The organism is Flavobacterium hydrophilum, assembly GCF_003202405.1.
GTDB classification, from domain to species: Bacteria; Bacteroidota; Bacteroidia; order Flavobacteriales; family Flavobacteriaceae; genus Flavobacterium; species Flavobacterium hydrophilum.
Window position 1 is genome coordinate 747,360 of sequence record NZ_QJHL01000002.1, and the last position, 24,789, is coordinate 772,148.

The window sequence follows — 24,789 nt, forward strand, 5'->3', positions numbered from 1 at the left end:
TATTTTGTGGATGTTTAAAGATTTTTGTTTTTAAGACAGAAACTATTTCTTTGGCAAAAACCATTTCTATACTTTTGTAATTGCTGAAACGAGATTCGGTTAAAAAGAAAAAAATATGATTAGCATTAATCCAAAAGAGATACCAACGGCAAAATTACAAGGCTATCTGCAAAGTGCCATTGGGCCCCGGCCTATTGCTTTTGCAAGTACAATTAGTGCAAAAGGGATTCCTAATTTGTCGCCTTTTAGTTTCTTCAATGTGTTTAGTGCGAATCCTCCAATTTTAGTTTTTTCACCCTCAAGACGTGTGCGTGACAATACTATTAAACACACTTTGATTAATGCCGAAGCTACCCGCCAAGTTGTAATTAATGTAGTAAATTATGACCTGGTGCAGCAAACTTCTTTGGCAAGTACGGAATATGGGGATGGAGTAAATGAATTTATAAAAGCAGGTTTGACACAAATACCTTCAGATATAGTAAAACCATATCGTGTAAAAGAATCTCCGGTGCAGTTTGAATGTAAAGTAACACAGATTATTCCGTTAGGGACAGAAGGCGGTGCAGGAAATCTGATTCTTTGCGAAGTAGTGAAAATTCATATTCACGAGTCAATTTTAGATGAAAACGGAAGTATTGATCAGCATAAAATTGATTTGGTTTCAAGATTGGGAAATAATTGGTATTCAAGGTCGAATCAGGGACTTTTTGAAGTACAAAAACCATTGACAACTTTAGGGGTTGGAGTAGATGCAATTCCAAATTTTATCAGGGAAAGTTCTGTTTTTGACGGAAATGATCTCGGAAAATTAGGCAACATAGAAGCCTTGCCTACAAGAGAAGAAGTTAGTATATTTGTGAAAGAAAATTTTTCGGTAAAAGGAGTTTTAAGCTCTGACGATCAGGAAAAAATCCATTTAGAAGCCAAAAAACACCTCAATAATGGTGATGTTTTGTCAGCATGGAAAGTGCTTTTGGCAAAGAAATAAGAAACGAAACAATAATTAAATAAACGAAGATGGAAGTTACAGGAAAAGTAAAAGTGGTTAACCCAGAGCAGCAAGTTAGTGCCTCATTCAAAAAAAGAGAATTAGTTGTTACTACTGATGAGCAGTACCCACAGCACATTTTAATTGAATTTACACAAGATAAATGTGATTTATTAAGCAGCTACAAGCAAGGTGAGGCTGTAAAAGTTTCGATCAATTTAAGAGGAAGAGAATGGGTTAATCCACAAGGAGAAACCAGATATTTTAATAGTATTCAAGGTTGGAGAATCGAAAGATTAGCAGCGGAAGGTCCTGGGCAAACGCCTCCAATGCCAGCAGCAGAAGCTTTTGCTCCGGCAACAAATTTAAACGAAGACGAACCGGACGATTTGCCATTCTAAAAAAGTTTAAAATCCAAAATTTACAAATTCCAAATCCCAAAATTCATAACGTATTGGGATTTGGAATTTTGTTTTTTTGAAAGTGATTTTATTATTTCTGACGAAGGAGACCAGAGTGACAGCGAAAAGGCGAAGCAAATCACGCAATAAACTCCACAAGAAAGATATTGAGATTTGAAATTGCCATTGTTATTGAAATTGAATTTTTAAAATGTATTATTTACAACAGGATTTATTTTTTCCACCAGTTTCAGACGCCGATGAAGAAGGGATTCTGGCCATTGGCGGTGACTTAAGTTCAGGACGGTTGCAGCTGGCGTATAAAAGCGGAATTTTTCCGTGGTTTAATGAGGGAGATCCCATTCTTTGGTGGGCGCCAGATCCGAGAATGGTTTTGTTTTTAGACGAATTGATTGTTTCTAAAAGTATGCGTAATGTTTTGAACCGAAATCACTTTAAAGTTACCTTTAATCAGAATTTTGCAGCCGTAATTTCTAATTGTCAGGAAATAAAAAGGGATGGACAAAACGGAACCTGGATTTCAAACGAAATGATCGATGCCTATTGCAAATTAAACGCAGAAGGAATCGCAAAATCGGTTGAAGTTTGGCAGGATGAGGTTCTGGTTGGAGGCTTATACGGAATTGATTTAGGACATATTTTTTGTGGTGAAAGTATGTTTTCTAAAGTTTCAAATGCTTCTAAAGTAGCTTTTATAGCATTGGTAAGGTATTTAAAAACACAAAATTATAAATTATTAGACTGTCAGGTTTATAATCCGCATTTAGAAAGTTTAGGATGCCGCGAAATTGAGCGTGAGCATTTTATGTCTATTTTAAAAAGTAAATAAAATGAGTACTGTTTATACTGTAAAAGAAATTTATATTTATCCGATAAAAAGTCTTGCGGGAATTAGTTGTCAACAGGCTTTTGCTGAAGAAATGGGTTTTGAAAACGATCGTCGGTGGATGTTGCTGGATTCGGATAATCAACACATAACACAGCGTGAATACCCTTTAATGAGTCAGTTTTATCCGGAGATTTCAGGCGGTAAAATCAGCATCACTTTTAAGGATCAAAAGCATGAATTTTCAATTGATGAACATTTAGAACATCAGATTTATACTAAAGTGTGGGAGGACAAAAGTTTTGTTTTCGAAGTAAATAAAGCGACTTCAAAATGGTTTAGCGATCATATAGGATTCGAATGTAAATTGGTTAAAATTATTAAGACCGGAGACCGTAAGCATGAAAGTTCAAGGTCAAAAGAAATCTATAATGTTAGTTTTGCGGATGCTTATCCTTATTTACTCATTGGTACTCAAAGCCTGGATTTTTTAAACGATAAGCTCGAAGAAAAAATTACGATAAAAAGATTCCGTCCCAATATTGTTGTGAGTACTCAAAACGCTCATGAAGAAGATGATTTTGAGACTTTTAAGGTTGGAGAGGTTCAGTTTAAAAATGTAAAACCATGCGGAAGATGTATCATGGTTAACAATGATCCGCAGAATGGAGTTGTAAAAAAAGAACCTCTGAAAACCTTAAGTAAATATAGAAATTTCAACAAATCTGTTCTATTCGGAACCAATATTGTGGGTTTGAATCCCGGAATAATTCAGGTTGGTGATGAAGTTGTTTTTTAGAAGTTCAATTTCGTAAAATTATAATTCAAAGTATTAAAAAGTACTAATTCATTTTTTAATGTTGGCAATTCCAGAATTAATTTCAGTGTTTCATGCGCCATCATTGTGCCTATAATTCCGGGTAAGGTGCCAAGAACACCGTTTACACTACAATTCGGAACATACTTCGGATCCGGCATTTCAGGAAATAAATCACGAAGATTTTTGCTGCCGTTATGATTAAAAACAGCGACCTGACCTTCAAATTTTAAAATGCTTCCGTAAACGAGAGGTTTGTTTAAAGTGACACAGGTATCATTTACCAGATAACGGGTTGTAAAATTATCAGAACCATCCACAACAATATCATATTGCTGAATTATCTGAGCTGCATTTTCAATAGTTAATTTTTCAGTAATAGGTTCAGCCTGAATTAAAGGGTTTAGTTTCGAAACAATATTTTGGGCTACAATAGCTTTCTGCTGACCAATTTCGTTTTCAGTATATAAAATTTGTCGGTGTAAATTATGAATTTCGATGGTGTCAAAATCCATTATTCCAATAAAACCAACTCCTGCGGTAGCAATATATTGTAAAATGGGACAGCCTAAACCTCCGGCTCCAATAACCAGAACTTTCGCTTTTTTGATTTTTTCCTGACCTTCATCGCCAATTTCGGGTAAGATAGTCTGTCTGCTGTAACGTAAAAATTCTTTTATAATGCTCATTTTTTAAGTCTTAATGTTTGAAAGTTGTAAAGTCGAAAGTCAAAGGGTCTACTTCAAAAGTTGATAGACTTTATGACTTTCGACTTTAAGACTTTTGGCTAAATGTTCTGTCCCAATCTTTCCAAACGGGTTCATAGCCAGCTTTTTTTATAATTTGTTTAATTTCTTCTGCAGAACGTTCGTCGCTGATTTCAAACTGTTCCAAAGATTGCGGATCAACGACATAACCACCCGGATTAGTTTTAGAACCGGCACTCATACTCGTAACACCAATCGGAATAATATTGTTTCTGAATTTTTCGTTTTCACGTGTTGAAATCGAAATTTCCAAGTCTTCGTTCCATAAGCGATAAGCACAAATTAACTGTGTCAGATCTTTATCGTCCATAATAAAATTGGGTTCGATAATGCCTTCTGCAGGTCTTAATCTTGGAAATGATACTGAATATTTCGTCTGCCAGTATTTTTTTTGAAGATAATCCAGATGCAGGGCATTAAAAAAACTATCAGTTCGCCAGTCTTCCAAACCTAATAAAACTCCCAAACCTATTTTATGAATTCCCGCAGTTCCAATTCGGTCTGGAGTTTCAAGCCTGAAATCAAAATTTGATTTTTTGCCCTTGGTATGATATCTTTTATAAACTTCCTGATGGTACGTTTCCTGATAAACCAAAACCGAATATACACCTGCTTCGTGTAAACGTTGATATTCTTCGGTTGAAAGTGGTTGAACTTCTACGGAAATAATAGAAAATTGTTCTCTGATTAAATTAATGGCATTCAGGAAATAATTAATATTTACCGTATAATTGGCTTCGCCTGTTACCAGTAAAACATGATCGAAACCGTTTTTTTTTAATGCTTCAACTTCTTGTTTGATTTCTGAATCAGAAAGTGTTTTTCGTTTGATTTTATTATCAAGACTGAATCCACAATAGGTACAGATATTTTGACATTCATTGCTCAAATAAAGTGGTGCATACATCTGGATAGTTTTGCCGAAACGTTTTTTGGTAATTTCATGGCATTCCCGGGCCATCTGCTCTAAATAAGGCTGAGCTGCTGGTGAAATCAAAACCAGAAAGTCATCAAGATTTCTTTTGGTTTTGGCTAAAGAATATTCAACATCTTTTGATGTGGTTTGGTATATTTTTGATTGAATGGAATCCCAATCGTATTGTTCAAAAGCAGATTTGAATGTTTTCATTGTATTATTTTATTTCACACAGATTTTTGCCTAGTTAAGCAGATAAAAAGTGATTTCTTTTTATTCATATAAAAAAGCCGTCAAAGGGCTGGAAGCCACAGCATAGTTTTGCTGATTAGCAACCTTGGCTTCAAACGCTTTTCTCCCTGCGATTACGGCTTCTTTAAAAGCTTCTGCCATTAATTTTGGATTTCCGGCGACAGCTATTGCAGTATTTACCAAAACTGCATCGGCACCAATTTCCATAGCTTTTGCAGCATCAGATGGAGCTCCAATTCCGGCATCGACTATGACAGGAACACTACTTTGTTCGATGATAATTTCTAAAAAATCAATTGTTTTTAAGCCTTTGTTACTCCCAATTGGCGAACCTAATGGCATGACTGCAGAAGTTCCTGCATTTTCCAGATGTTTGCATAAAACGGGATCAGCATGAATATATGGCAGAACAAAAAAACCAAGTTTAGCAAGTTCTTCAGTAGCTTTTAAAGTTTCAATTGGATCCGGCATCAAGTATTTTGGATCCGGATGAATTTCAAGTTTGACCCAATTTGTTTCGAGTGCTTCACGTGCCAATTGTGCAGCAAAAATAGCTTCTTTTGCATTTCGGGCACCTGATGTGTTGGGCAATAAATTGATGTTGGGATGCTGTAAATGTGATAAAATTGCATCTGTATCGGTTTCGAGATCAATACGCTTTAAGGCCACTGTTACCAGTTCACTTTCTGAAGCTAAAATGGCTTCTTCCATTTGCAGGTTAGAACCGAATTTTCCTGTTCCCAAAAATAAACGGGAATTAAAGATTTTATCTCCTATTTTAAATAATGACGTCTGCATGTAATTTGTCGTTAAGTTGTTGAACCAGTTTTTCTTTTTGAAGGCTTTTTGTAATCATTCCGGAAACGGCAATGCCATGAACACCTGTTTTCATCAGGCTTTCTATATTTTCTAAAGTGATCCCGCCAATGGCATAAACCGGTGTTGTAATGTTTTCTGATTTCATTTTATTCAGGATAGAAACATAACCTTCTGCACCTAAAATGGGACTTAGTTTTTCTTTCGTTTCAGTAAACTGAAAAGGTCCTAAACCAATATAATCGCAGCCGTTTTTTGTCTGCAGAAGAAGATCTTCAAAAGTATTTGCGGTTGCACCAATGATTTTTGTGTCTCCTAAAATAGCCCTGGCTGCCAGGATATTCATGTCAGTCAAGCCTAAATGCACACCATCTGCTCCAATTTTATGAGCAAGTAAAACATCATCATTTACAATGAAAGTTGCCAGATATTCTTCGCATAAATTTTTTACTGCTTCGGCAAGAATTATTCTGTTTTCAAAAGTTTGATTTTTGAATCGCATTTGTATCCACTTACAACCAGCGTCCAATGCCTGATGGATATTATACAATTGTTTTTCGGCAGTTTCGCCTTGTGAGATATATTGTAATTTGTTAAACATAATGGTACCCAATTAGTGTTGATGTGGAGTTTAAATACTTTTCGATATATACTTTAGCTTCTAAACAAGCCGTTTTTAGGTCATAACCCAAAGCTAAATTGGCAGCAATGGCTGAGGATAACACGCAGCCTGATCCATGTTTTGGGCGGAAATTAATTTTAGTAGGCAGGAGTTCAATCAGATTACTTTTTAGAAATAAATAATCAGTGCCCAAAGCGGTATGATTATGGCCGCCTTTCAATAAAATAGCAGTTGGGAGTTCATTTTTAACCCAAAGTTTTTCAGAAATGAAATTGGGATAAAGCTGTAGTATTTCCTCATAATTGGGCGTTATCAAATCAATTTTGGACAACGTTTTTTGTAAATCTGTTTGGTTTTCGATTGTTAAAAATTCAAATTCGGTTGAAGATTTCAATACAGTATCCCAAACAATAAGGGTGTTTGGACTTAGCTTTTTAATTAAGGAAACCACTTCGTTTAAATAAAAAAAGGAAGGAACGATACCAATTTTAACTGATTTTATTGTATAATTTTTAAATAGCTTTTTTATAGAACGTAGCACAAAATCAAGTGATGTCCATTCTATTTCGTAGAATTTACAATCGGTTTGAATTGTATTTGCAGTGCTGATAGCCAATCCCTGTACCTGATGCTGTTCAAAAGTTTTAGTATCTGCTAAAATTCCGGCACCTCCTGAAGGGTCTAAACCAGCTATGCTGAGAGCGAAAGGACGATTTTTTGACATAGTTTAAAATTTTTAATTGCATTTGGATTATTCCAGATGGTACCTAAAAGAGCAACATCATCAAAACCACTTTGTAAAGGCTTTTCAACATTGCCCGAATAAATTCCGCTTAAAGCAACCATTTTGGTATTAAAATTTTCTCTCTGTTTTATTGCTTCAAAAAGATTGGTTTGTGAACTGTAATTTTCCTTTGAAATACTAGGAAATACAGGACTCAAAAAAGCATATTCAAAAATGTTTTCCAATGCATTAAAATCCTGAATCGAATGTGTTGACGTTGACAAAACATAACCCGATAGTTCAGGAAAATCGATTGCTTTTTTTCTTTCTGTTTCTGAAAAATGAATTCTGTTGATTCCAAAGTCAGCTGCTATCTGATGATGGGTATGTAAAACCAGATTTTTTCGATGTTTATGCTTTATCTGATGAATGAATTTTGCTGTTTCTACTTCTGAAAAATCCGGTTTCCGAATATGAAGTAAAGACAATCCTTCTTCAAATAAGGAATCAATAATGCCGATTTCATTTGCAATTGGAGAAGGATTTGTAATTACAATCATATTTCGTAAAATGTTTTCTGTGAGATGTAAAATGTGAAAATCAATCAATGCCTTTCACATTTTACAAATATCATCTCACATTATATGTAAATCTCTTTCCCTTGTTCAATAAATTCTTCTGATTTCTCCTGCATCCCTTTTTCGGCGGCGGCGACATCCCTGATTTCCTGAGATATCTTCATGGAGCAGAATTTTGGTCCGCACATCGAACAGAAATGGGCGACTTTTGCACCGTCAGCCGGAAGCGTTTCATCGTGGAATTCTCTTGCTGTATCAGGATCTAACGCCAAATTAAACTGATCTTCCCAGCGGAATTCAAATCGTGCTTTACTCAAGGCGTTGTCTCGATATTGCGCTCCCGGATGACCTTTGGCCAAATCAGCAGCGTGTGCAGAAATTTTATAAGTGATTACTCCATCTTTAACGTCTTTTTTATTAGGTAAACCAAGATGTTCTTTCGGTGTTACATAACACAACATCGCGCAACCGTACCAGCCTATCATAGCAGCTCCGATTGCAGATGTAATATGATCATAACCTGGTGCAATATCAGTTGTTAATGGGCCTAAAGTATAAAATGGCGCCTCATGGCAATGTTCTAATTGTTTGTCCATGTTTTCTTTGATCATGTGCATCGGAACGTGTCCCGGACCTTCAATAAAAACCTGAACGTCGTGTTTCCAGGCAATTTTTGTCAGTTCTCCTAAAGTTTCTAATTCGGCGAATTGAGCGGCATCGTTGGCATCTGCAATAGATCCGGGACGTAAGCCATCTCCAAGGGAAAAAGCAACATCATATTGCTTCATAATTTCGCAGATTTCTTCAAAATGTGTGTAAAGGAAATTTTCTTTATGATGGAACAGGCACCATTTTGCCATAATAGAACCACCACGGGAAACGATTCCGGTAACACGATTAGCGGTTAAATGAATATAACGCAGTAAAACTCCGGCATGAATTGTAAAATAAGAAACACCTTGTTCTGCCTGTTCGATTAAAGTATCCCTGAAAACTTCCCAGGTTAAATCTTCTGCGATTCCTTTTACTTTTTCTAAAGCCTGATAAATCGGAACAGTACCAATTGGAACCGGCGAATTACGTATAATCCATTCTCTGGTTTCGTGAATGTTTTTTCCGGTTGACAAATCCATAATCGTGTCAGCTCCCCAGCGGCAAGCCCAGACTGCTTTTTCAACTTCTTCCTCGATACTTGAAGTCACAGCACTGTTTCCAATATTTGCATTTATTTTCACTAAAAAGTTACGTCCAACAATCATAGGCTCACTTTCCGGATGGTTGATGTTATTTGGGATGATAGCTCTTCCGCAGGCAACTTCGCTACGAACGAATTCAGGCGTGATTTTGCTTTTTGGGGTATTGGCACCAAAACTATGTCCGCTATGCTGACATTGCATGGCTTTGGTTTGTTCGTTTAAAAGTTCGATGCGCTGATTTTCACGAATCGCAATATATTCCATTTCAGGAGTGATGATTCCTTGTTTAGCGTAGTATAATTGTGTTACGTTCGTGCCTTTTTTTGCACGTTTTGGCTGATGTAAATATTCAAAACGCAGATGGTCTAAACTTTCATCCTTCAAGCGAGTTTGCCCATAATCTGAAGTTATTTCGTTTAAGATTTCAACATCATTTCGTTCTAAAATCCATTGTTCCCTTAAACGTGGCAAACCTTTTCGGATGTTGATTTCGATGTCCGGATCAGTATAAGCTCCCGAAGTATCGTAAACGCTAACGGGTGGATTTTTCTCAATTCCGCCATTCGAAAGTTTGGTGTCGCTTAAATGAATTTCGCGCATTGCAACTTTTATGGGATGAATTTCGCCATCGATATATACTTTTTTAGAATTTGGAAATGGGGTTCTGGATATTTGTTCTTCCTGATTCATTCTTCTTAGATTTGAATTAATATTGTTATTTTGATTGAAAATTTAAATTTCTCTTAGCCATTTTCTGCCAGGGATAGAAGTGTAAAGCCCGTAAAGGAGAAAACCGTAAAAAAAACAAGGAATAAAAAAGCGACCAGCGGAAGCTTTGTTATGACTATGTTTTTGTGGTTGACGACTGCGGACTTGTAACGGATAGCCCGTTTGTGCAGCCAAATTATCCTCCCTGAGTGGCAGAGATAATTAGAATTTCGTCAGTTTCGGATACAAAATGCCGGCTCCAGTTTATTTTTGGAACAACGGTATTGTTAATGGCAACGGCGATTCCGTTTTGTTTGTTTGGAATTTCGAGATCGAGCAATGATTGAACGCTTAGCGATTCAGCATTGAATTGTTTGATTTGTTGGTTGATTTTTAGTTCCATTCCTTTGAATTTAGTGTATAGTGACACATTAGGAATGGCTACAATTACGCACAAAAAAATGCGTGAAGAAGTCATCTTACTTTTCCCTACGCTAGTATGAACTAGATCAGGTTCAGAGGGTAAAATCTCAGCCTGCACGATGCAGACACCCCTAAAGTGTGAAGCAAATGTAATGAAAATTTTGTTTGGGAGTTTAAAAAAGTTTCAGGTTTCAGGTTTCTGCTTATTGGTAAACCTGAAAATCTAGGCCGTTTATTTAGTTCTTATCCAGCAATCTTCAGCGTGATCATTGACCATTCCGGTAGCCTGCATGTGTGCGTAAACTACCGTTGAGCCTACAAATTTGAATCCTCTTTTTTTTAAATCCTTACTAATTTCATCAGAAAGCGGAGTAGTGGCAGGAACGTCTTTTGAGGTTTTTGGATTGTTTATTACGGGTTTTCCGTTGGTGAATTTCCAGATATAATCAGAGAAACTTCCAAACTCTTTCTGAATCTTCATAAAAGCCTGAGCGTTTGAAACAGCCGCTTTTATTTTGAGTTTGTTGCGGATGATTCCGGTGTTTTGCATCAATTCTTCGATTTTCTCTTCAGAATATTGAGCTACTTTTTTATAATCAAAATGATCAAAGGCATTTCTGAAATTTTCTCTTTTGTTTAAAATAGTAATCCAGCTTAATCCGGTCTGAAAAGTTTCAAGAATTAGAAATTCGAATAGAGTAGGGTCATCATAAACAGGAACGCCCCATTCTTCATCATGGTATTTTTTATATAAATCGCTGGAAGTGCACCAGCCACATCGAATTAGATCTTGAGTGGTCATTATTTATCCTGAATTTCTTTATGCAGATTATCTTTTTCTAGATACTTTTTAATCCAATGATGTCCTGCGTAAATTAAAGGCGTTAGTAAAATGGCAACCGAAAGTTTAAATACATAACCGGTTAATCCTGATGTAATGAAAGTTTCAAAATCAATTTTCCCAGGTAGCCAGAATGCGATTCCAAGAACAATAAACGAATCAAATAATTGAGAAATTACAGTTGAACCTGTTGCTCTGAGCCAAATCTTTTTTTCTCCCGTACGTTTTTTAAAAAACCAGAATATCCAAACATCTATTAATTGTGACACTATAAAAGCTATTAAACTTCCGACAATTATCCACATACTTTGACCAAAAACTGCCTGAAATTGCTCATCATTTACGGGACTAATTCCTTTTGCTGCCGGAATTACAATTGCCATAAAAAGGATAAGAAAAGCATAAGCAATTAAACAAGCTGTAATAAATGATAATTTTTTTACTCCCTTTTCACCAAAATATTCATTGATTAAATCTGTTGTAAGAAATACAATTGGCCAGGGCAAAATCCCGATACTCATTACAAATGGACCAATCTGAATCAGTTTTCCTCCTATAAGTTCTGCTACAACGGCATTAGTGATAAATATTCCTGCCAGAATTACAAATACAATCTCTCTTTTGGTTTTAAACATAAAAATTTGCTAAATGATACATCAAATTTAAGGTATTTCTATTTAAAATTTCGGGAGAAGTAACAAATTAAAAGTGATGTTTGCTGTAATAAAATTGTAAATTTGGTTTTGATGATTCATTAGAATAGTTTTTGAAAACAAAATTTCTAATTTGTCGAATGATCACTTTACGAATAAAATCAATTTTAGTTTTTATGAATACGACTGTTTTAAATAACAATACTTTAGAATTAAATTCACAGAATCCGCTGCTTCAAAAATGGACAGGACCATATGGAGGAGTTCCATCTTTTCACGAATATAAGGTTTCAGATTTTAAACCTGCAATAGAAATTGCGATTCAGGAAAAATTAGATGAATTAGATAAAATTGCGTCTAATCAGGAGTCGCCTTCTTTTGAGAATACAATCGAAGCTTTAGAACTGTCAGGAAAAACAATCGCAAGAATCCGTGAAATCTTCGAAGTCTTCAGTTCAAATATTTTTACTCCTGAGTTCGGAATTGTAGAAACAGAAATGTCTCCAAAATTATCTGAGCTGAATGATAAAATGTATCAAAACCACAAGCTTTTTCTAAGAATAGAAACTATATATAATTCAGAAGAATATGAAAGTCTGAATAGCGAACAGCAAAGATTGGTTTGGTGGTATTATACTAATTTTGTTCGGGAAGGGGCAAAATTAAATAGCAATGACAAACAAAAAGTGGCAAATATTAATCAGGAATTAGCACTTCTGTTTACTAAGTTTAGTCAAAATTTATTAGCCGAAGAACAGAATCAATTTATTGAATTAAAATCAGAAAAGGATTTTGACGGTCTTCCTGAAGAGATAAAAAAGGCAGCTATTGCTGAAGCAAAAGCCAGAAAGATTGAAACTCTAGGCTGTATTCTAAATACAAGATCTTCTATTGAGCCTTTTTTGACATTTTCTAAGAATAGAAATTTAAGACAGAAAGCTTTTGATATTTTTGTAAAAAGAGGAGATAACGGAAATGAAAATGATAATAATGCGATACTTATTTCAATTTTGAAATTACGAAGTGAAAAAGCAGTATTGTTAGGTTATTCTTCTTTTGCAGAATGGAGTATGTCAAATAAGATGGCAAAGAATCCTGGTGAAACATTAGCATTGATGCATTCTGTTTGGAAACCTGCTGTTGATAAAGTACATCAGGATGTTGCAGAAATGCAAAAGATTGTTGATGCTGAAGGGGGGAACTTTAAAATTGAGCCATGGGACTATCGCCATTATGCTGAAAAAGTTAGAAAATCTAAATATGATTTGGATCAAAATGAAGTAAAACAATATTTGCAACTGGAAAACTTACGCAAAAGTATGTTTTGGGTGGCAGGTAAATTGTTCAATTTAAGTTTTAAACAAATCGATACGATTCCGGTTTTTCACCCGGATGTTCGTGTTTGGGAAGTTAATAATGACGAAACCGGTAAAACCATTGGGCTTTGGTATTTTGATCCTTATGCAAGAGCAGGAAAACGTTCAGGAGCATGGATGAGTTCTTACAGAGATCAGCAAAAGTTAAGTAATGTACTTCCGATTGTTTCTAACAATTGTAATTTTATAAAAGGAAACGCTAATGAACCGGTTTTAATTTCCTGGGATGATGCAACAACTTTATTTCATGAATTTGGCCATGCGCTTCATGGTTTATCTTCCAATGTAACATATCCGAGTTTGTCAGGAACGGCAGTAGCGAGAGATTATGTAGAATTTCCATCTCAATTATTAGAGCATTGGCTGGCTACTCCTGAAGTATTAAATAAATTTGCTTTGCATTACAAGACAAACGAGCCATTGTCGGAATCTTTGGTTGAGAGAATAGAAAAAGCAGCCAATTTTAATGAAGGTTTTGCAACTGTAGAAACAATTTCAAGCTCTTTTGTTGATATGGAGCTTCATCTAACAACCGAAACAATTAATCCCGTTACATTTGAAGAAAAGATATTGAAAAAACTGAATATGCCTTCAGAAATTGTAATGCGCCATAGAATTCCACAATTTGCTCACATTTTTTCCGGAGATGGATATGCAGCCGGATATTATAGTTATTTATGGGCAGATGTAATTAATGCAGATGCTTATGAAGCTTTTATTGAAGGGAGTGGACCTTACGATAAAGAACTGGCAAAAAGACTTTATGATACGGTTTTTAGTGTTGGTAATACTATTGATAATGAAATAGGATATGAAAATTTCAGAGGAAGAGCGCCAAAATCGAATGCATTGATGAAGGCAAGGAATTTTCAGATTACAGATGAATAATTAAGACTGTTCAATTCTAAAGTATTTTTGTAAAAAAAAGCAAACCTCAATTATATAATTGAGGTTTGCTTTTTTTTAATGATTAGTAAAATTTACCACCATCCTTGTACATTGTAAACTACAGATTTAGCCTGACCATTACCATAAGCAACTCCTACTGCCTGATATGCTTTGATTAAGTCTCTTTTAAGATTGACATCTGTTTCAATTTTATAATCCCATTCTCTTTGTTCAAGATCTAAAACGCGTTTTGATATTTTTGCGGATAATGTTTTAACGTCATTATAACAGCCCGCTTGCGGATCAATAGAATTTAAAATTTCTCCAACTTGATTAGCTGTAGCAACATCCTGGTTTGCGGCCCAAAGATTATTTGCCTGAGCTAATTTTAGTTTGCAATCTCTGTTTATCATTTTATCAAACATAGGGGCAATTATAGCTACTGCTTTGTTGTAACAATCTGTACATTCTTCTGGAATTGCAGTTAGCTTGTAAATCGCTTCATCGTATTTTAGCTGTGCCTGAAGTGCCTGAGCTTCTTTGATTATTTGAGCGCAACGAGTATTGTAGTAATTGATGATTTTCTTTTTTCCATTTGATAAAAAATTCTGGATACTTTCATCATTGACATTTATACCTTTTATGGCTTCCATGTAGGCTAAGTTTTCATTTGTGCCAACTCCCTTAACCGATACTGTTTGACTTGAATATTTTTTTCCGTCCAAACCGTCACCAATATAAAATGTTACATCTAAGGTCAAAGCTGTCATTGGGGGAGCTGTAGCCAGCATATCTTTTGTAAGAACATTTATATTGGCTGTAATAATGAACCTTGAATCAATACCCGAAGCAGCTATTCCATTAGTACTGGTAATCTGGTTCAATTTGTTGATTAATAAATTTTCGGCTCCTGATGGCAGGTTTTCAATTTGCTCCGGAACATATGATGTAAGTGCAATATTTCCTAAAGCTTCATTTGTTGATGGACTTTGTGCAGTTGTAAAAAAGCTAAAGCCAAATATAGTTAACGCACTAAAAATACTTTTACTGATATAATTTTTCATAATTGTCTCTTGTTATTTTTCACCTAAAATAATTACAGCCTGTCCTAAACCTTTCATAGTTAATTTGTTCGGAATAGAATATGGAGCATTTTTTAAATAGTCCTGAAGCCCTCTAAGAAAACCTCTGGCATCAGTCGCTCTATTTTTACTGTCATATAAAGGAATGCGTACTTGTTCAAAAAGCATAGTGTTTTCGGTTGCATCACTTGTATTGAAACGACCTTTCACAGTGTTTTTAGCAATCCAGTCTTCTATGATAACGCTTAAATCTTGTCCATCATATTGCTTTTCTAAATTACCTGACCAGCCATTGAATTTTTTAATACGAACAATTATTTCTCTGCCATTTTCAAACATATCGTCAAAATGCTTTTGCAATTGTGCGTTAAAATTATCAACATGTGCCAAAACAGCTTCTTCTAAAAGTACTGGTATTTCTGCAGAAAAAGAAGGGGCTCCGGTTCCTTGTGCGGCAGCAATTTGTTTATCGGTATAAGAATCTATTCCCTGAAGTATAAAGTTTACTGATTTTTTTGGGCCAACTTGTTTTGTTTCCCAGGTTAGTTGGATGATAATATCTGCTTTAGCAACTTTTTTTATTTTATCGATTGGGCTTTCAGCAATTCCTGCTCCTGTTTTAGATGAAGTAAGATTATTTTCAGCACTTTCAGCTTCAAGTGTTTTAATGGCTGATTCCATATCTTTTAACGGGAATCCTCTTTCGGCCATCAAAGTATTGATTTTAGATATCACGGTTTTAATATCCATGTTCTCCTGAAAAACTTTTTTATAATTAGGAATTTTTACTTTCGTTCCCTGATTATCAAATTCCATCATGTATCCATTAGTGTTGCACCATACATCACTAGGGACTATCATAATAGTTGGTTTTTTTGCCTGAGAAAAAGCAAAACTTACAAAGAAAATTGTAAATAGAGCCAGTGTTTTTTTTATGTTAACTATTTTTTTCATTGGTTTGTTTTCAATTATTATTTAAGAATACCGTCAGCAATTAATTTCTTTTTTAAATCGGAGCGAAGAACTCTCAGAACAATACCTTTAGTAATACTCTTATGAGCTTTTCTTTTGTCTCTTTTTTCATTGTTTTCATCTCTTAAAGAAATAAAACGTTTGTAGTCTCCACCATCGGTAAAAAAAATGTTAAAATAATCTTCGTATTTCTCCCTGGCATTTACTTCTGTGATAAGAGGTTTTATTTCACATTCCTGCTTGCCTTCGTGTATTCCATTAAAAAGTACATCACGCACTGCATTTTTTTTCGCTTGTTCTTCTGCATCAGCTTTATTTTTTCCATTGCCCCATGCTTTTACAGTTTGGGACCCATCTAGTTCAACACCAAGGCATTCAGTTTTGTAGATGTAATTACCTGCAATTTTTTGCTGAGCATTCGAATTAGTAAGTAATAGTAAGAATGTTATTAATGGTAAAATTAATTTCATGTTTTGATATATTAAGATTAAAATCCTGATGATAAACTTCTGATGATTCCTGCTGCTTCCAGGTCTTTTCTTAGTGCATCTTTAGAAACAGATACGATTACACCAATCTTATACTCTTTTCCAACTTTCATACGATCTGAAGCATCTATATTTCCATCTGTTGATTCGCTTACATATTTCATGTATTTACCTCCTTCTTCAAAGAAAGACAAAAAGAATTCTTCTTTTTCAGATTCGATGTTTGGATTGGTAGTTAAAGGTTTTTGAGCATTACAGCCGCGTTCTCCTCCAGAAAACCCTTTAAAAATTATTCCGTGAACAGCATTTTTTTTAGCTTGAGTAATTGCTATTTTGCCATTTTTGGAATATGACCAAACTTTTACCAGGTAAGTTCCATCTGTGCCGATACCAGCACATTCGATCTCATATTTCCATTGGTTTGTAGCTTTGTCTGCTTTTTTTTGAGCTTGGCTAAAACCTGCCAGTGAGGATATTAAAATAAATAGTGTGAATAGTTTTTTCATTTTTAGTTTATATTTATTGTACGGATTATTTACCTTTTTTCTGAACCAATAACATCCCGGGAAAAAGTTCTTTCCCACTTATTTTTTTTAAGTATGTTTTGTCAGTAGTAGTATCGGGATTCTCAACGTCAGCACCATAGCGATTGTCCCAAATTGGGAATTTATCATCTATTTTAACCTGGCCAACAGTGACATATGACATAATTCCCTCTTCGTTAACTTGTTGTTCTAAAACATCAAAAACTGATTTATAAGATACACCTTCTTTTAATCCAATTTTAGCAGTCAGAGGTTCATTTGTATATATTGGTGTTTTGGTTTTAAATTCATCGTGATTTTTCTGTAGCTTAAAAATTACGGCATCCATAGCTTTCATTGTCGCTCTTTCTACTAATTTTAAATCTGTTTTATTAGTAAAGATTGAAGACTGTACGTCCGCCCAGGATTCATCCGTGCCTACATAAATCAATTTAAAAATATCCGTCTCATCAAAGGCTTTTTTTCTTTCCGGAGTAATAGTTTTATCTGTTGCCCAAAAATCAGCATAAAATTTAGCAGCAACTTCATCATTCCAATCCAGACGATATAAGTGTCCTTTTGTTTTTACAATATACCCTTTACCCGCAATAGTAACCCCCACAGATGTCAAGGCCGAAACATTTGATACATTCGATGCTCCAGGCACAAAAGCTGCTGCTTGAGAAACTATATTAAGGATACCACTTGTTTTTTTAGCGACTTCTTCTTTGTCAGTATATTTGAATTCATTGATGAGTACAAAGGTGTTTTTAATTAAATCCTCTCCCGCATCACCTAGCATGGCTAAACCTCTTTTACTGGCTCTTGCTTTTGCAATGTCCATAACAGTGGCGTCATAATTACCTCTGGATTTAATAAGACTCATATTAAATCCTCCTTTTGGTGAACGGTCAAACCATTTGGCAACTAATGCTTTAGCAATGTCATTGATTTCTTTTTGTTCTGCATTAATCCTGTCCTTGACTTCCTGAGGCAATAAGTCATATTCTTCTTTTTGTTGTTTTTGAGCATCAAAAACAACTCTTTTGTCTATATATTCTAATATTTTTTTCTTTTTCGTTACACCTATTTCTTTCGCTTCTACTTCAAGTCGTTTTCTTTCAGCTAAATATTCCTTTGCATAGGAAGTTTGAGAAACGGCTAAAAGGTTAAGCATCTGATTTGATACTGGTGCTGGTGAATCTGAAGTATCTTCGGAAGATTCTCCACCAGTTAAGGAAGAAAGTAGACCTGAACTTGTTGTTGGTTTTGAAAATGAAGTAAGTAACTCAGATGAAGGAGAAGGTAGCTTAGTTATGATTCTACTCCCTAAATTGTGATTATTGAATTTATCAGGTATTTTGCTATCAATAAAATATTTTTTAATAGAGTCTCCATAAGGCATTGTGGGAGTCTCTAACATTAGGGTATAAAGAGAACTTCTTCTGTATTTTACTTTTAAAGGATTTGATTCCGGAGCCTCTTCAACAATTTGTTTGTCAATATTCTCTTCAGTTTCAGTTTCTTTAACTAAAGTGGTTTTTGTCGATTTTTTAGAAGTCGTCTTTTTTTTAGGCTTTGTTTGTGCGCTCCCTATCGTCAGATATAAAATTAGTAATAAAGTGCTTAGTAGTTTTATTGTCATAAAGTTAACGCGATTTTAATTGTTTTTTTTAGGGGTAAAACTAAAGTTTATTTCTTTAATAAACAACACAAAAAATTAACATTATTTAAGATATTAAAACAAGAAAAGTCTTTAAAAAAAGCCTATTTCGGAATATTTCGTAAGAATTTAACTATTGTTTAATTTTTTAAAATCGATAAACTGTTTAAAAAAACCGATGAAGTGATATAGTTGTTAATTTTGTAAATAATTACACTCTTTTTTACTATTGATTTTTAATTTTAAGTTTTTAAAATTTTTTCAAAATGGATATTAAAAAAAGCACAAAAAAAGCCCGAATAAATTAATATTCGGGCTTTTTATATTGAAATAATATATTAACCTAAAGTAACTCTTTTGAAACCTGTAATTTCAACGTTGAATCCTTTAACGTAATCACTTACTTTTTTACTGTCATCTTTGATGAAGTTTTGGTCTAATAAAGCTTTCTCCTGATCTAAAGTAGTGTTATCAGAAATGAAACGCTGCACTTTTCCAGGAATAATTTTATCCCAGATTTGTTCTGGTTTACCTTCTGCTTTTAATTCCGCTTTAGCATCTTCTTCAGCTTGTTTTAAAACTTCTTCAGTTAATTGAGAGAAAGAAATATATTTAGGAACATTTTTTAAAGTTTTTCCTAAACGTTTTGCCTCTTCGTTATCTTTTTCGATTACAGCAATACGAGCAGCAAGTTCAGATTCAACGAAAGCAGGATCAAAATCTTTGTAAGATAATGTATCAGCTCCCATAGAAGCAACTTGCATAGAAACATCTTTAGTTAAAACGTCAGCGTTAGGAATTGCAGAAGAAATGGCTGTTAATGCAGCAATTTTGTTAACGTGAACATAAGATCCAACGAAAGCACCTTCTAAAATTTCAAAACCACCGATTTCGATTTTTTCACCGATAACACCAGTTTGCTCGATTAATTTTTCAGCAACAGTAATTCCGTTGAAATCTGAAGCTAAGAATTCCTCTTTAGAAGAAAAGTTAATAGCTTTTTCAACTAAATCTTTAGCTAAAGTTACGAAAGCTTCATTTTTACCTACGAAGTCAGTTTCGCAGTTCAAAGTGATGATAGCTCCTTTAGTGTTGTCTGCATTTATAAAAGAAACAGCAGCTCCTTCAGAAGACTCACGGTCAGAACGGTTAGCAGCAACTTTTTGTCCTTTTTCTCTAAGGACTTGTATAGCTTTATCGAAATCTCCATCAGCTTCAACTAAAGCTTTTTTACAGTCCATCATTCCGGCACCTGTAGATTGTCTTAATTTATTTACGTCTGCAGCAGTAATTGTTGCCATAATATTTTGAATTTTAATGTTAAAAGTAAAAATTCCATCTTCTAAATCCCAGACTCCAATTTTATTAAATTATCAACATAACGTTTTTAATTTTGTATTTGGAATTTGGAATTTAAAATTTGGAATTTAAAATTTGATTTATTCTTCAGTTGCAGCAGGAGCAGCAGCTTCAACAGCTGGTGCAGCTTCTACAGCAGCTTCTTCTGTTGTAGCTTCAGTTTCTTTTTCAGAACCTCTGTCAGAAAGACCTTCGATTACAGCAGCAGTTACTAAAGATAAAATTTTGTCAATTGATTTAGAAGCATCATCATTTGCAGGAATAACGTAATCAACCTCTCTTGGGTCAGAATTCGTATCAACCATTGCGAAAACTGGAATGTTTAATTTTTGTGCTTCTTTTATTGCGATGTGTTCAGCTTTGATATCTACTACGAACAATGCTGCAGGTAGTCTTGACATATCAGCAATTGAACCTAAGTTTTTCTCTAATTTAGCACGTAGACGATCAACTTGTAAACGCTCTTTTTTAGAAAGTGTGTTGAAAGTACCATCTTTCTTCATTTTATCAATAGAAGACATTTTTTTTACTGCCTTTCTGATAGTTACGAAGTTAGTTAGCATTCCACCTGGCCATCTTTCAGTGATATAAGGCATGTTTGCAGCTTTTGCTTTATCAGCAACGATGTCTTTTGCTTGTTTTTTGGTAGCTACGAATAAAATTTTTCTACCTGATGCAGCGATTTTTTTTAAAGCTTCATTAGCTTCTTCAATTTTAGCTGCAGTTTTATATAGATTGATAATGTGAATACCATTACGCTCCATATAAATGTAAGGAGCCATGTTTGGATCCCATTTTCTAGTCATGTGTCCGAAGTGAACACCTGCTTCTAGTAAGTCTTTTACTTCTATTTTGTTTGCCATTTTTGTACTAGTTTACGTTCTGTTGATTAGCAATGTATAAATGGCGGTTTCCCAGGCTTTATACATTTAGATGCTAAACTATATCCTACCTCGGTAGGAGAGCAACAATAACTGTGTTTTTAATTTCAATAAATAATTGATAATGTCTTGTCCCATCTGAACAAGACAGGTAATATTAACGTTTAGAGAACTGGAATCTCTTACGAGCTTTCTTCTGACCGAATTTCTTACGTTCAACCATTCTTGGATCTCTTGTTAATAAACCTTCTGGTTTAAGGATAGCTCTGTTTTCAGCGTTAGCTTCACACATTGCACGTGCTAATGCCATTCTTACAGCTTCTGCCTGACCATTTGAACCACCTCCGTAAACATTTACTTTTACATCAAAGTTACTTGCGTTTTCTGTCATAGAAAGCGGTTGTAAAACTTTGTACTGTAAAGTTGCAGTTGGAAAGTAAGTTGCGAATTCTTTTTTGTTTACAGTGATAGTACCTGTTCCTTCAGAAACATAAACACGTGCAACAGCGGTTTTTCTTCTACCGATTTTGTGAATAACTCCCATTACTTAAGATCGTTTAGGTTAACAGTTCTAGGTTTTTGAGCTCCGTGAGTATGCTCAGCACCTACAACAACATTTAGATTTCTAAAAAGTTCTGCTCCTAATTTGTTTTTAGGTAACATTCCTTTTACAGCTTTTTCTACTAATAATGCAGGATTTTTAGATTGCAGTACTTTAGCAGTTAAAGTTCTTTGTCCTCCTGGGTAACCTGTATGACGCATGTAAATTTTGTCATTCATTTTTGTACCTGTAAGGTTAATTTTTTCTGAGTTGATAACAATTACGTTATCTCCACAGTCAACGTGTGGTGTGTAACTTGGCTTGTACTTACCTCTTAAGATCATCGCAACCTTTGAAGCAAGACGACCTAAGTTGTGACCTTCAGCGTCTACAACGATCCACTCTTTCGTTACAGTGGCTTTGCTGGCTGAAATTGTCTTGTAGCTTAATGCGTCCATAATATTATTTTAATTAAACATTCCATCCCCAATAAAGGGGATGCAAAAGTACAATTAATTATTTTAAAACCAAATACCTTAAAAGATTATTTTATCTACTGAAAATCAGGGCTTCAGTTTTTTATTTGAAACAATAAAAAAAACCACCTTCACAAATAACGTGAAGATGGTTTAATATTTTATATTTTTTTGTTATACAATAAATAAATTGGCAATATCTACTACTTGCTGAGTTCCAAGTGGTTCGTCGTAAGCTTCTGATCCTGCAGCGGCTCCGAATAAAGTGGCTGTATTGTAGCCTGCCTGTATAGTAACTCCTTCGCCGGCATAAACTGCCTGTGTAGCTTCTGGCATTCCTGCGCCTCTTTCTGCATTTGAGATCCATCCTTTTAATCCGCGCAGACGTCTTACTTCTGACGCATGACGCGCTTCTACTGAGTGGATTTGTAATGCCGCTGTTAGTAAATCGGGTGTAGTTATTAAGTTAGCGGCTTGTCCTTTATATGCTCTTACACCTGTGTCTTCAAAAGCTTGTGCTAACGCTAAAAAGGTTGGGTAATCTCCAAAAGGATCGAATGCGCCTCCGACTGTAAAGTCAAAAGTAGGTTTCGGAACAAAATTAGCACTCATTGTTCCACCTAATCCTGCAATTAAAAAAGATACGTGATCTGCCTCGTGTGCAGCTATTTGTTGAAAAACTTTTAAATCGCGTCCGTTATTTTCTGATGCCGGAATCACACCTGAATCTAACGCCTTGGCGTAAAATTCGTTTTCAAGATATTCTAATGTTAATGCAAATTGCAAAGCCCCAATTGGAGTTGCGGGCGTAGGGGTAATGTCTTTTGCTAATACTTTATTTGCTATTGTAGATAATCCAAATGGGATTGATGCATATGCCAGTGTTTTTCCTATGTTTCCAAACTGCGAAAAACTGTCTCTGCGCGAACCGGTGCTTCTCATTAAGCTGTCGTCAGTAAAGGTTTCTATAAATTTTAAAATATTCATAATTTCTAAGTTTTAGCGGGTTAGGATTAAGGTAAATATTTAGCAGTAAATTGTGTGGTAATAAATCCTCCTGCGATTGGTAGAATTTTGGAAGGATCTTTTGCAACATCTAATCCGGTTGATGTGCTTATGATGTCATCACCGGCAAAATCTTTGGAATTTGGGTTTATCAGACTTCTGATGGCTGAAGCGTGTCTTGCTTCAACAGAAACAATTTTCCCTGCCAATAATAAATAATCGGCACTTTTAATTAATTTTCCGGCCCCATTATAGGCTGCAACTCCAGTGTCTTCCAATGCTTTTGCGGTAGCAAGAACTTCTGTACGGCTATTGAAATTCATAGAGCCATAATTAAAAGTCAAAGAAGGCAATAATTGTGAACTTGGGTCAGGAAGTGCTCCGTTTAAAGCAGCTTTAAAAAAATCTCTGTGGATTACTTCATGATGGTATAAGTCGGTTAGCACCTGACGTTCAATGTCATTAAATATGGTATTGAAGTTTGAAGCATTTACAACTTTAGTGTAAAAGTCTGCTTCTAATTGTTCCAGTGCATACGCATATGTTAGTACGCCAAAATCCCCGGATCCTAAATCGAATATCCCATTTCTGACTCCTGGCAATGAGGTGTCGTTCATGTCGTCATCATTGTCGTTATCGCTACAGCCGGCCATAATCAAACCTGCGGTTGCTAATGTCAAACCGCTGAGCTTAAGAAAACTCCTTCTGGTATTCAGTGAAGAATCTACTTCATGAATTTGAACTTCGTTTTTCATAATTTTAGTTTTTTAAAAAAAGGTTATTAACAGTATATTAAGACATAAACGAGATTTTTAGAGATGCGGTTTTAAAAAAGTGTCTTTTTTTAAAAAAGTTCTTACAAGATGGGAATTGGATTTATATGATTTTTGTTTTATTCTCGGTAATTCTATTATATTTGTATTAATTACATAAAATTCACTTGAATGAAAGCTAAAGCAACTCTAAAACAAATAGCAAAAGAACTTGGTGTTTCTGTATCAACTGTTTCTAAGGCACTAAACGATAGTCCTGAAATTAGTGAACAAACAAAGGTGAAAATTAAGGAGTATGCCAAACTCAAAAATTATAAGCCAAATGTTATTGGTTTGAATTTAAAGAATCGTAAAACCAAAACAATTGGTGTAATCATACCTAATATATTGAATTCCTTTTTTGCAAAGGTTTTTAGTGGTATCGAAAAAGTAGCCGATAAAAAAGGATATAATGTAATTACATGTATTTCAAACGAATCTTTAGAGAAGGAAATTCATACGCTTGAAATGCTGAGTAACGGAACTATTGACGGATTTATTCTTTCTGTTTCACAAGAGGCACAAAATTTAGAAGAGTACAGTCATTTTTCTGAAATTATTAATGACGGAACCCCAATTGTAATGTTCGACAGAATTGCTGATGGAGTTCAATGTGATAAAGTGGTAGTAGATGATTTTGATTCGGCTTTGAATTCCACTCAACATTTAATTAGTTTGGGGTGTAAAAATATCGCCTTGATTTCTTCAGTAGATAATTTAAGTGTTGGAAAACTGAGAGCTGATGGCTATTTAAAAGCCTTAAAGAATAATAATATTCCGGTAAATGAAAAAATAATTCTCCGTACTAATTCAGAAGATGATATGAAAAGTAGGATAGAGGCGCTTTTCGATCATAAAATTGATGGAATTTTTGCTTTGGATGAAAATGATTCAGTTGCAGCCTTAAGGGTTAGTTTGAAAAAAGGATTTAATGTTCCTGAAGATATTTCAATAATAGGATTTGCAGATGGAATTTTAGCATCGAGACGTTTGTCTCCAAGCTTAACAACTGTAAGCCAGCATGGAATTGAGATTGGAGAAGTTGCGGCTAAACGATTGATTTCAAGATTGGAAGAAAGTGAGGAAGAAACTTCTGATTATGAAACAATTGTTATTAAAACAAAGCTAAAAGAGCGGGAGTCAACGAGAAAATCTAAATAAAAAAAGAAT

General features: G+C 34.7%; 27 protein-coding genes and 1 riboswitch. Of the genes, 6 read left to right on the forward strand and 21 right to left on the reverse strand.

Translation table 11 applies throughout. From position 1 onward, the window contains the following. The first annotated feature begins 115 nt into the window (after window positions 1-115). The 4 genes from DMB68_RS12345 to DMB68_RS12360 all read left to right on the forward strand — a co-directional run bounded on the left by DMB68_RS12345 (window position 116) and on the right by DMB68_RS12360 (window position 3,038). A complete protein-coding gene (locus DMB68_RS12345; RefSeq protein WP_110346956.1) occupies window positions 116-991 on the forward strand; it encodes a flavin reductase family protein in 876 nt (291 codons plus the stop codon). A gap of 29 nt (window positions 992-1,020) precedes the next feature. Beyond that, window positions 1,021-1,392, forward strand: coding sequence for a DUF3127 domain-containing protein (locus tag DMB68_RS12350; protein WP_110346957.1), 372 nt, complete (start codon window positions 1,021-1,023; stop codon window positions 1,390-1,392). A 211-nt stretch (window positions 1,393-1,603) separates the two neighbouring features. Continuing rightward, window positions 1,604-2,242 carry a leucyl/phenylalanyl-tRNA--protein transferase gene (gene aat, locus DMB68_RS12355; RefSeq protein WP_110346958.1) on the forward strand — a complete coding sequence of 213 codons (639 nt, stop codon included), beginning with the start codon at window positions 1,604-1,606 and terminating at the stop codon, window positions 2,240-2,242. A gap of 1 nt (window position 2,243) precedes the next feature. Then, on the forward strand, window positions 2,244-3,038 hold the full coding sequence (locus DMB68_RS12360; RefSeq protein WP_110346959.1) for an MOSC domain-containing protein: 795 nt from the start codon (window positions 2,244-2,246) through the stop codon (window positions 3,036-3,038). On the opposite strand, the gene DMB68_RS12365 is transcribed toward DMB68_RS12360, so the two are convergent. The 10 genes from DMB68_RS12365 to DMB68_RS12410 all read right to left on the reverse strand — a co-directional run bounded on the left by DMB68_RS12365 (window position 3,035) and on the right by DMB68_RS12410 (window position 11,534). After that, window positions 3,035-3,745, reverse strand: a complete 711-nt coding sequence (locus DMB68_RS12365) for a HesA/MoeB/ThiF family protein (protein WP_110346960.1) — start codon at window positions 3,743-3,745, stop codon at window positions 3,035-3,037. The two genes, DMB68_RS12360 and DMB68_RS12365, sit on opposite strands and share 4 nt — an antisense overlap. Window positions 3,746-3,830: 85 nt before the next feature. Next, window positions 3,831-4,952: a 2-iminoacetate synthase ThiH gene (gene thiH, locus DMB68_RS12370; RefSeq protein WP_110346961.1), complete on the reverse strand. Its 1,122-nt coding sequence runs from the start codon at window positions 4,950-4,952 to the stop codon at window positions 3,831-3,833. 60 nt (window positions 4,953-5,012) lie between these two features. Then, complete coding sequence (locus tag DMB68_RS12375; protein ID WP_110346962.1) at window positions 5,013-5,789, reverse strand: thiazole synthase; 777 nt, start codon at window positions 5,787-5,789, stop codon at window positions 5,013-5,015. Further along, window positions 5,770-6,408, reverse strand: a complete 639-nt coding sequence (locus DMB68_RS12380) for a thiamine phosphate synthase (protein WP_110346963.1) — start codon at window positions 6,406-6,408, stop codon at window positions 5,770-5,772. The genes DMB68_RS12375 and DMB68_RS12380 overlap by 20 nt, the downstream gene beginning before the upstream one ends. After that, window positions 6,401-7,153, reverse strand: coding sequence for a hydroxymethylpyrimidine/phosphomethylpyrimidine kinase (locus DMB68_RS12385; RefSeq protein ID WP_110346964.1), 753 nt, complete (start codon window positions 7,151-7,153; stop codon window positions 6,401-6,403). Before DMB68_RS12385 ends, DMB68_RS12380 begins: the two co-directional genes overlap by 8 nt. Next, window positions 7,120-7,713 carry a thiamine phosphate synthase gene (locus DMB68_RS12390; RefSeq protein WP_110346965.1) on the reverse strand — a complete coding sequence of 198 codons (594 nt, stop codon included), beginning with the start codon at window positions 7,711-7,713 and terminating at the stop codon, window positions 7,120-7,122. Before DMB68_RS12390 ends, DMB68_RS12385 begins: the two co-directional genes overlap by 34 nt. An 80-nt stretch (window positions 7,714-7,793) precedes the next feature. Continuing rightward, a complete protein-coding gene (gene thiC, locus DMB68_RS12395; protein ID WP_110346966.1) occupies window positions 7,794-9,617 on the reverse strand; it encodes a phosphomethylpyrimidine synthase ThiC in 1,824 nt (607 codons plus the stop codon). 214 nt (window positions 9,618-9,831) lie between these two features. Beyond that, window positions 9,832-10,038: a sulfur carrier protein ThiS gene (gene thiS / locus DMB68_RS12400; protein WP_110347096.1), complete on the reverse strand. Its 207-nt coding sequence runs from the start codon at window positions 10,036-10,038 to the stop codon at window positions 9,832-9,834. A 66-nt stretch (window positions 10,039-10,104) separates the two neighbouring features. After that, window positions 10,105-10,201: riboswitch (TPP riboswitch) on the reverse strand. Between the two features lie 89 nt (window positions 10,202-10,290). After that, window positions 10,291-10,860, reverse strand: a complete 570-nt coding sequence (locus DMB68_RS12405) for a DNA-3-methyladenine glycosylase I (RefSeq protein WP_110346967.1) — start codon at window positions 10,858-10,860, stop codon at window positions 10,291-10,293. After that, window positions 10,860-11,534, reverse strand: a complete 675-nt coding sequence (locus tag DMB68_RS12410) for a queuosine precursor transporter (RefSeq protein ID WP_110346968.1) — start codon at window positions 11,532-11,534, stop codon at window positions 10,860-10,862. Before DMB68_RS12410 ends, DMB68_RS12405 begins: the two co-directional genes overlap by 1 nt. A 194-nt stretch (window positions 11,535-11,728) precedes the next feature. Here DMB68_RS12410 and DMB68_RS12415 point away from each other — a divergent pair, with 194 nt between their 5' ends. Next, window positions 11,729-13,816, forward strand: coding sequence for a M3 family metallopeptidase (locus tag DMB68_RS12415; RefSeq protein ID WP_110347097.1), 2,088 nt, complete (start codon window positions 11,729-11,731; stop codon window positions 13,814-13,816). Between the two features lie 92 nt (window positions 13,817-13,908). Here DMB68_RS12415 and DMB68_RS12420 read toward each other — a convergent pair whose 3' ends face one another. The 11 genes from DMB68_RS12420 to DMB68_RS12470 all read right to left on the reverse strand — a co-directional run bounded on the left by DMB68_RS12420 (window position 13,909) and on the right by DMB68_RS12470 (window position 23,562). Further along, entirely contained in the window at window positions 13,909-14,880 is a 972-nt protein-coding gene (locus tag DMB68_RS12420) for a hypothetical protein (RefSeq protein ID WP_110346969.1), read from the reverse strand. A gap of 12 nt (window positions 14,881-14,892) precedes the next feature. Further along, window positions 14,893-15,852 (reverse strand): DUF6175 family protein, encoded by a 960-nt coding sequence (locus tag DMB68_RS12425; protein ID WP_110346970.1) that lies wholly within the window; start codon window positions 15,850-15,852, stop codon window positions 14,893-14,895. Between the two features lie 17 nt (window positions 15,853-15,869). Beyond that, window positions 15,870-16,340 carry a hypothetical protein gene (locus DMB68_RS12430; protein ID WP_110346971.1) on the reverse strand — a complete coding sequence of 157 codons (471 nt, stop codon included), beginning with the start codon at window positions 16,338-16,340 and terminating at the stop codon, window positions 15,870-15,872. Window positions 16,341-16,357: 17 nt separating this feature from the next. After that, window positions 16,358-16,864, reverse strand: coding sequence for a hypothetical protein (locus DMB68_RS12435; RefSeq protein WP_110346972.1), 507 nt, complete (start codon window positions 16,862-16,864; stop codon window positions 16,358-16,360). 25 nt (window positions 16,865-16,889) lie between these two features. Next, a complete protein-coding gene (locus DMB68_RS12440) occupies window positions 16,890-18,527 on the reverse strand; it encodes a hypothetical protein (protein ID WP_110346973.1) in 1,638 nt (545 codons plus the stop codon). A 356-nt stretch (window positions 18,528-18,883) separates the two neighbouring features. Next, window positions 18,884-19,846 carry a translation elongation factor Ts gene (gene tsf, locus DMB68_RS12445; protein WP_110346974.1) on the reverse strand — a complete coding sequence of 321 codons (963 nt, stop codon included), beginning with the start codon at window positions 19,844-19,846 and terminating at the stop codon, window positions 18,884-18,886. A 138-nt stretch (window positions 19,847-19,984) separates the two neighbouring features. Next, window positions 19,985-20,767 (reverse strand): 30S ribosomal protein S2, encoded by a 783-nt coding sequence (gene rpsB, locus DMB68_RS12450; protein WP_110346975.1) that lies wholly within the window; start codon window positions 20,765-20,767, stop codon window positions 19,985-19,987. Window positions 20,768-20,942: 175 nt separating this feature from the next. After that, entirely contained in the window at window positions 20,943-21,329 is a 387-nt protein-coding gene (gene rpsI / locus DMB68_RS12455) for a 30S ribosomal protein S9 (RefSeq protein ID WP_110346976.1), read from the reverse strand. Next, window positions 21,329-21,784, reverse strand: coding sequence for a 50S ribosomal protein L13 (gene rplM / locus DMB68_RS12460; protein WP_026983738.1), 456 nt, complete (start codon window positions 21,782-21,784; stop codon window positions 21,329-21,331). Before rplM ends, rpsI begins: the two co-directional genes overlap by 1 nt. Before the next feature lie 192 nt (window positions 21,785-21,976). Beyond that, window positions 21,977-22,789, reverse strand: coding sequence for a ferritin-like domain-containing protein (locus DMB68_RS12465; RefSeq protein WP_110346977.1), 813 nt, complete (start codon window positions 22,787-22,789; stop codon window positions 21,977-21,979). 26 nt (window positions 22,790-22,815) lie between these two features. Then, window positions 22,816-23,562, reverse strand: a complete 747-nt coding sequence (locus tag DMB68_RS12470) for a ferritin-like domain-containing protein (RefSeq protein ID WP_110346978.1) — start codon at window positions 23,560-23,562, stop codon at window positions 22,816-22,818. A gap of 189 nt (window positions 23,563-23,751) precedes the next feature. On the opposite strand from DMB68_RS12470, the gene DMB68_RS12475 reads away from it, so the two are divergent. Continuing rightward, the gene (locus DMB68_RS12475; protein ID WP_110346979.1) at window positions 23,752-24,780 is read left to right on the forward strand and encodes a LacI family DNA-binding transcriptional regulator; all 1,029 of its coding nucleotides are present in this window, start codon (window positions 23,752-23,754) and stop codon (window positions 24,778-24,780) included. The last annotated feature ends 9 nt before the right edge of the window (window positions 24,781-24,789 follow it).

Coding starts and splice junctions, on each gene's coding strand:
- rpsB (WP_110346975.1), bottom strand. CDS start 20,767: ATGGCAAACAAAATAGAAGTAAAAGACTTACTAGAAGCAGGTGTTCAC.
- DMB68_RS12380 (WP_110346963.1), bottom strand. CDS start 6,408: ATGTTTAACAAATTACAATATATCTCACAAGGCGAAACTGCCGAAAAA.
- DMB68_RS12405 (WP_110346967.1), bottom strand. CDS start 10,860: ATGACCACTCAAGATCTAATTCGATGTGGCTGGTGCACTTCCAGCGAT.
- DMB68_RS12375 (WP_110346962.1), bottom strand. CDS start 5,789: ATGCAGACGTCATTATTTAAAATAGGAGATAAAATCTTTAATTCCCGT.
- DMB68_RS12415 (WP_110347097.1), top strand. CDS start 11,729: ATGAATACGACTGTTTTAAATAACAATACTTTAGAATTAAATTCACAG.
- DMB68_RS12390 (WP_110346965.1), bottom strand. CDS start 7,713: ATGATTGTAATTACAAATCCTTCTCCAATTGCAAATGAAATCGGCATT.
- thiC (WP_110346966.1), bottom strand. CDS start 9,617: ATGAATCAGGAAGAACAAATATCCAGAACCCCATTTCCAAATTCTAAA.
- DMB68_RS12430 (WP_110346971.1), bottom strand. CDS start 16,340: ATGAAATTAATTTTACCATTAATAACATTCTTACTATTACTTACTAAT.
- rpsI (WP_110346976.1), bottom strand. CDS start 21,329: ATGGGAGTTATTCACAAAATCGGTAGAAGAAAAACCGCTGTTGCACGT.
- DMB68_RS12350 (WP_110346957.1), top strand. CDS start 1,021: ATGGAAGTTACAGGAAAAGTAAAAGTGGTTAACCCAGAGCAGCAAGTT.
- DMB68_RS12440 (WP_110346973.1), bottom strand. CDS start 18,527: ATGACAATAAAACTACTAAGCACTTTATTACTAATTTTATATCTGACG.
- tsf (WP_110346974.1), bottom strand. CDS start 19,846: ATGGCAACAATTACTGCTGCAGACGTAAATAAATTAAGACAATCTACA.
- rplM (WP_026983738.1), bottom strand. CDS start 21,784: ATGGACGCATTAAGCTACAAGACAATTTCAGCCAGCAAAGCCACTGTA.
- DMB68_RS12435 (WP_110346972.1), bottom strand. CDS start 16,864: ATGAAAAAACTATTCACACTATTTATTTTAATATCCTCACTGGCAGGT.
- DMB68_RS12410 (WP_110346968.1), bottom strand. CDS start 11,534: ATGTTTAAAACCAAAAGAGAGATTGTATTTGTAATTCTGGCAGGAATA.
- DMB68_RS12425 (WP_110346970.1), bottom strand. CDS start 15,852: ATGAAAAAAATAGTTAACATAAAAAAAACACTGGCTCTATTTACAATT.
- thiH (WP_110346961.1), bottom strand. CDS start 4,952: ATGAAAACATTCAAATCTGCTTTTGAACAATACGATTGGGATTCCATT.
- DMB68_RS12475 (WP_110346979.1), top strand. CDS start 23,752: ATGAAAGCTAAAGCAACTCTAAAACAAATAGCAAAAGAACTTGGTGTT.
- DMB68_RS12365 (WP_110346960.1), bottom strand. CDS start 3,745: ATGAGCATTATAAAAGAATTTTTACGTTACAGCAGACAGACTATCTTA.
- DMB68_RS12470 (WP_110346978.1), bottom strand. CDS start 23,562: ATGAAAAACGAAGTTCAAATTCATGAAGTAGATTCTTCACTGAATACC.
- aat (WP_110346958.1), top strand. CDS start 1,604: ATGTATTATTTACAACAGGATTTATTTTTTCCACCAGTTTCAGACGCC.
- thiS (WP_110347096.1), bottom strand. CDS start 10,038: ATGGAACTAAAAATCAACCAACAAATCAAACAATTCAATGCTGAATCG.
- DMB68_RS12385 (WP_110346964.1), bottom strand. CDS start 7,153: ATGTCAAAAAATCGTCCTTTCGCTCTCAGCATAGCTGGTTTAGACCCT.
- DMB68_RS12360 (WP_110346959.1), top strand. CDS start 2,244: ATGAGTACTGTTTATACTGTAAAAGAAATTTATATTTATCCGATAAAA.
- DMB68_RS12345 (WP_110346956.1), top strand. CDS start 116: ATGATTAGCATTAATCCAAAAGAGATACCAACGGCAAAATTACAAGGC.
- DMB68_RS12420 (WP_110346969.1), bottom strand. CDS start 14,880: ATGAAAAATTATATCAGTAAAAGTATTTTTAGTGCGTTAACTATATTT.
- DMB68_RS12465 (WP_110346977.1), bottom strand. CDS start 22,789: ATGAATATTTTAAAATTTATAGAAACCTTTACTGACGACAGCTTAATG.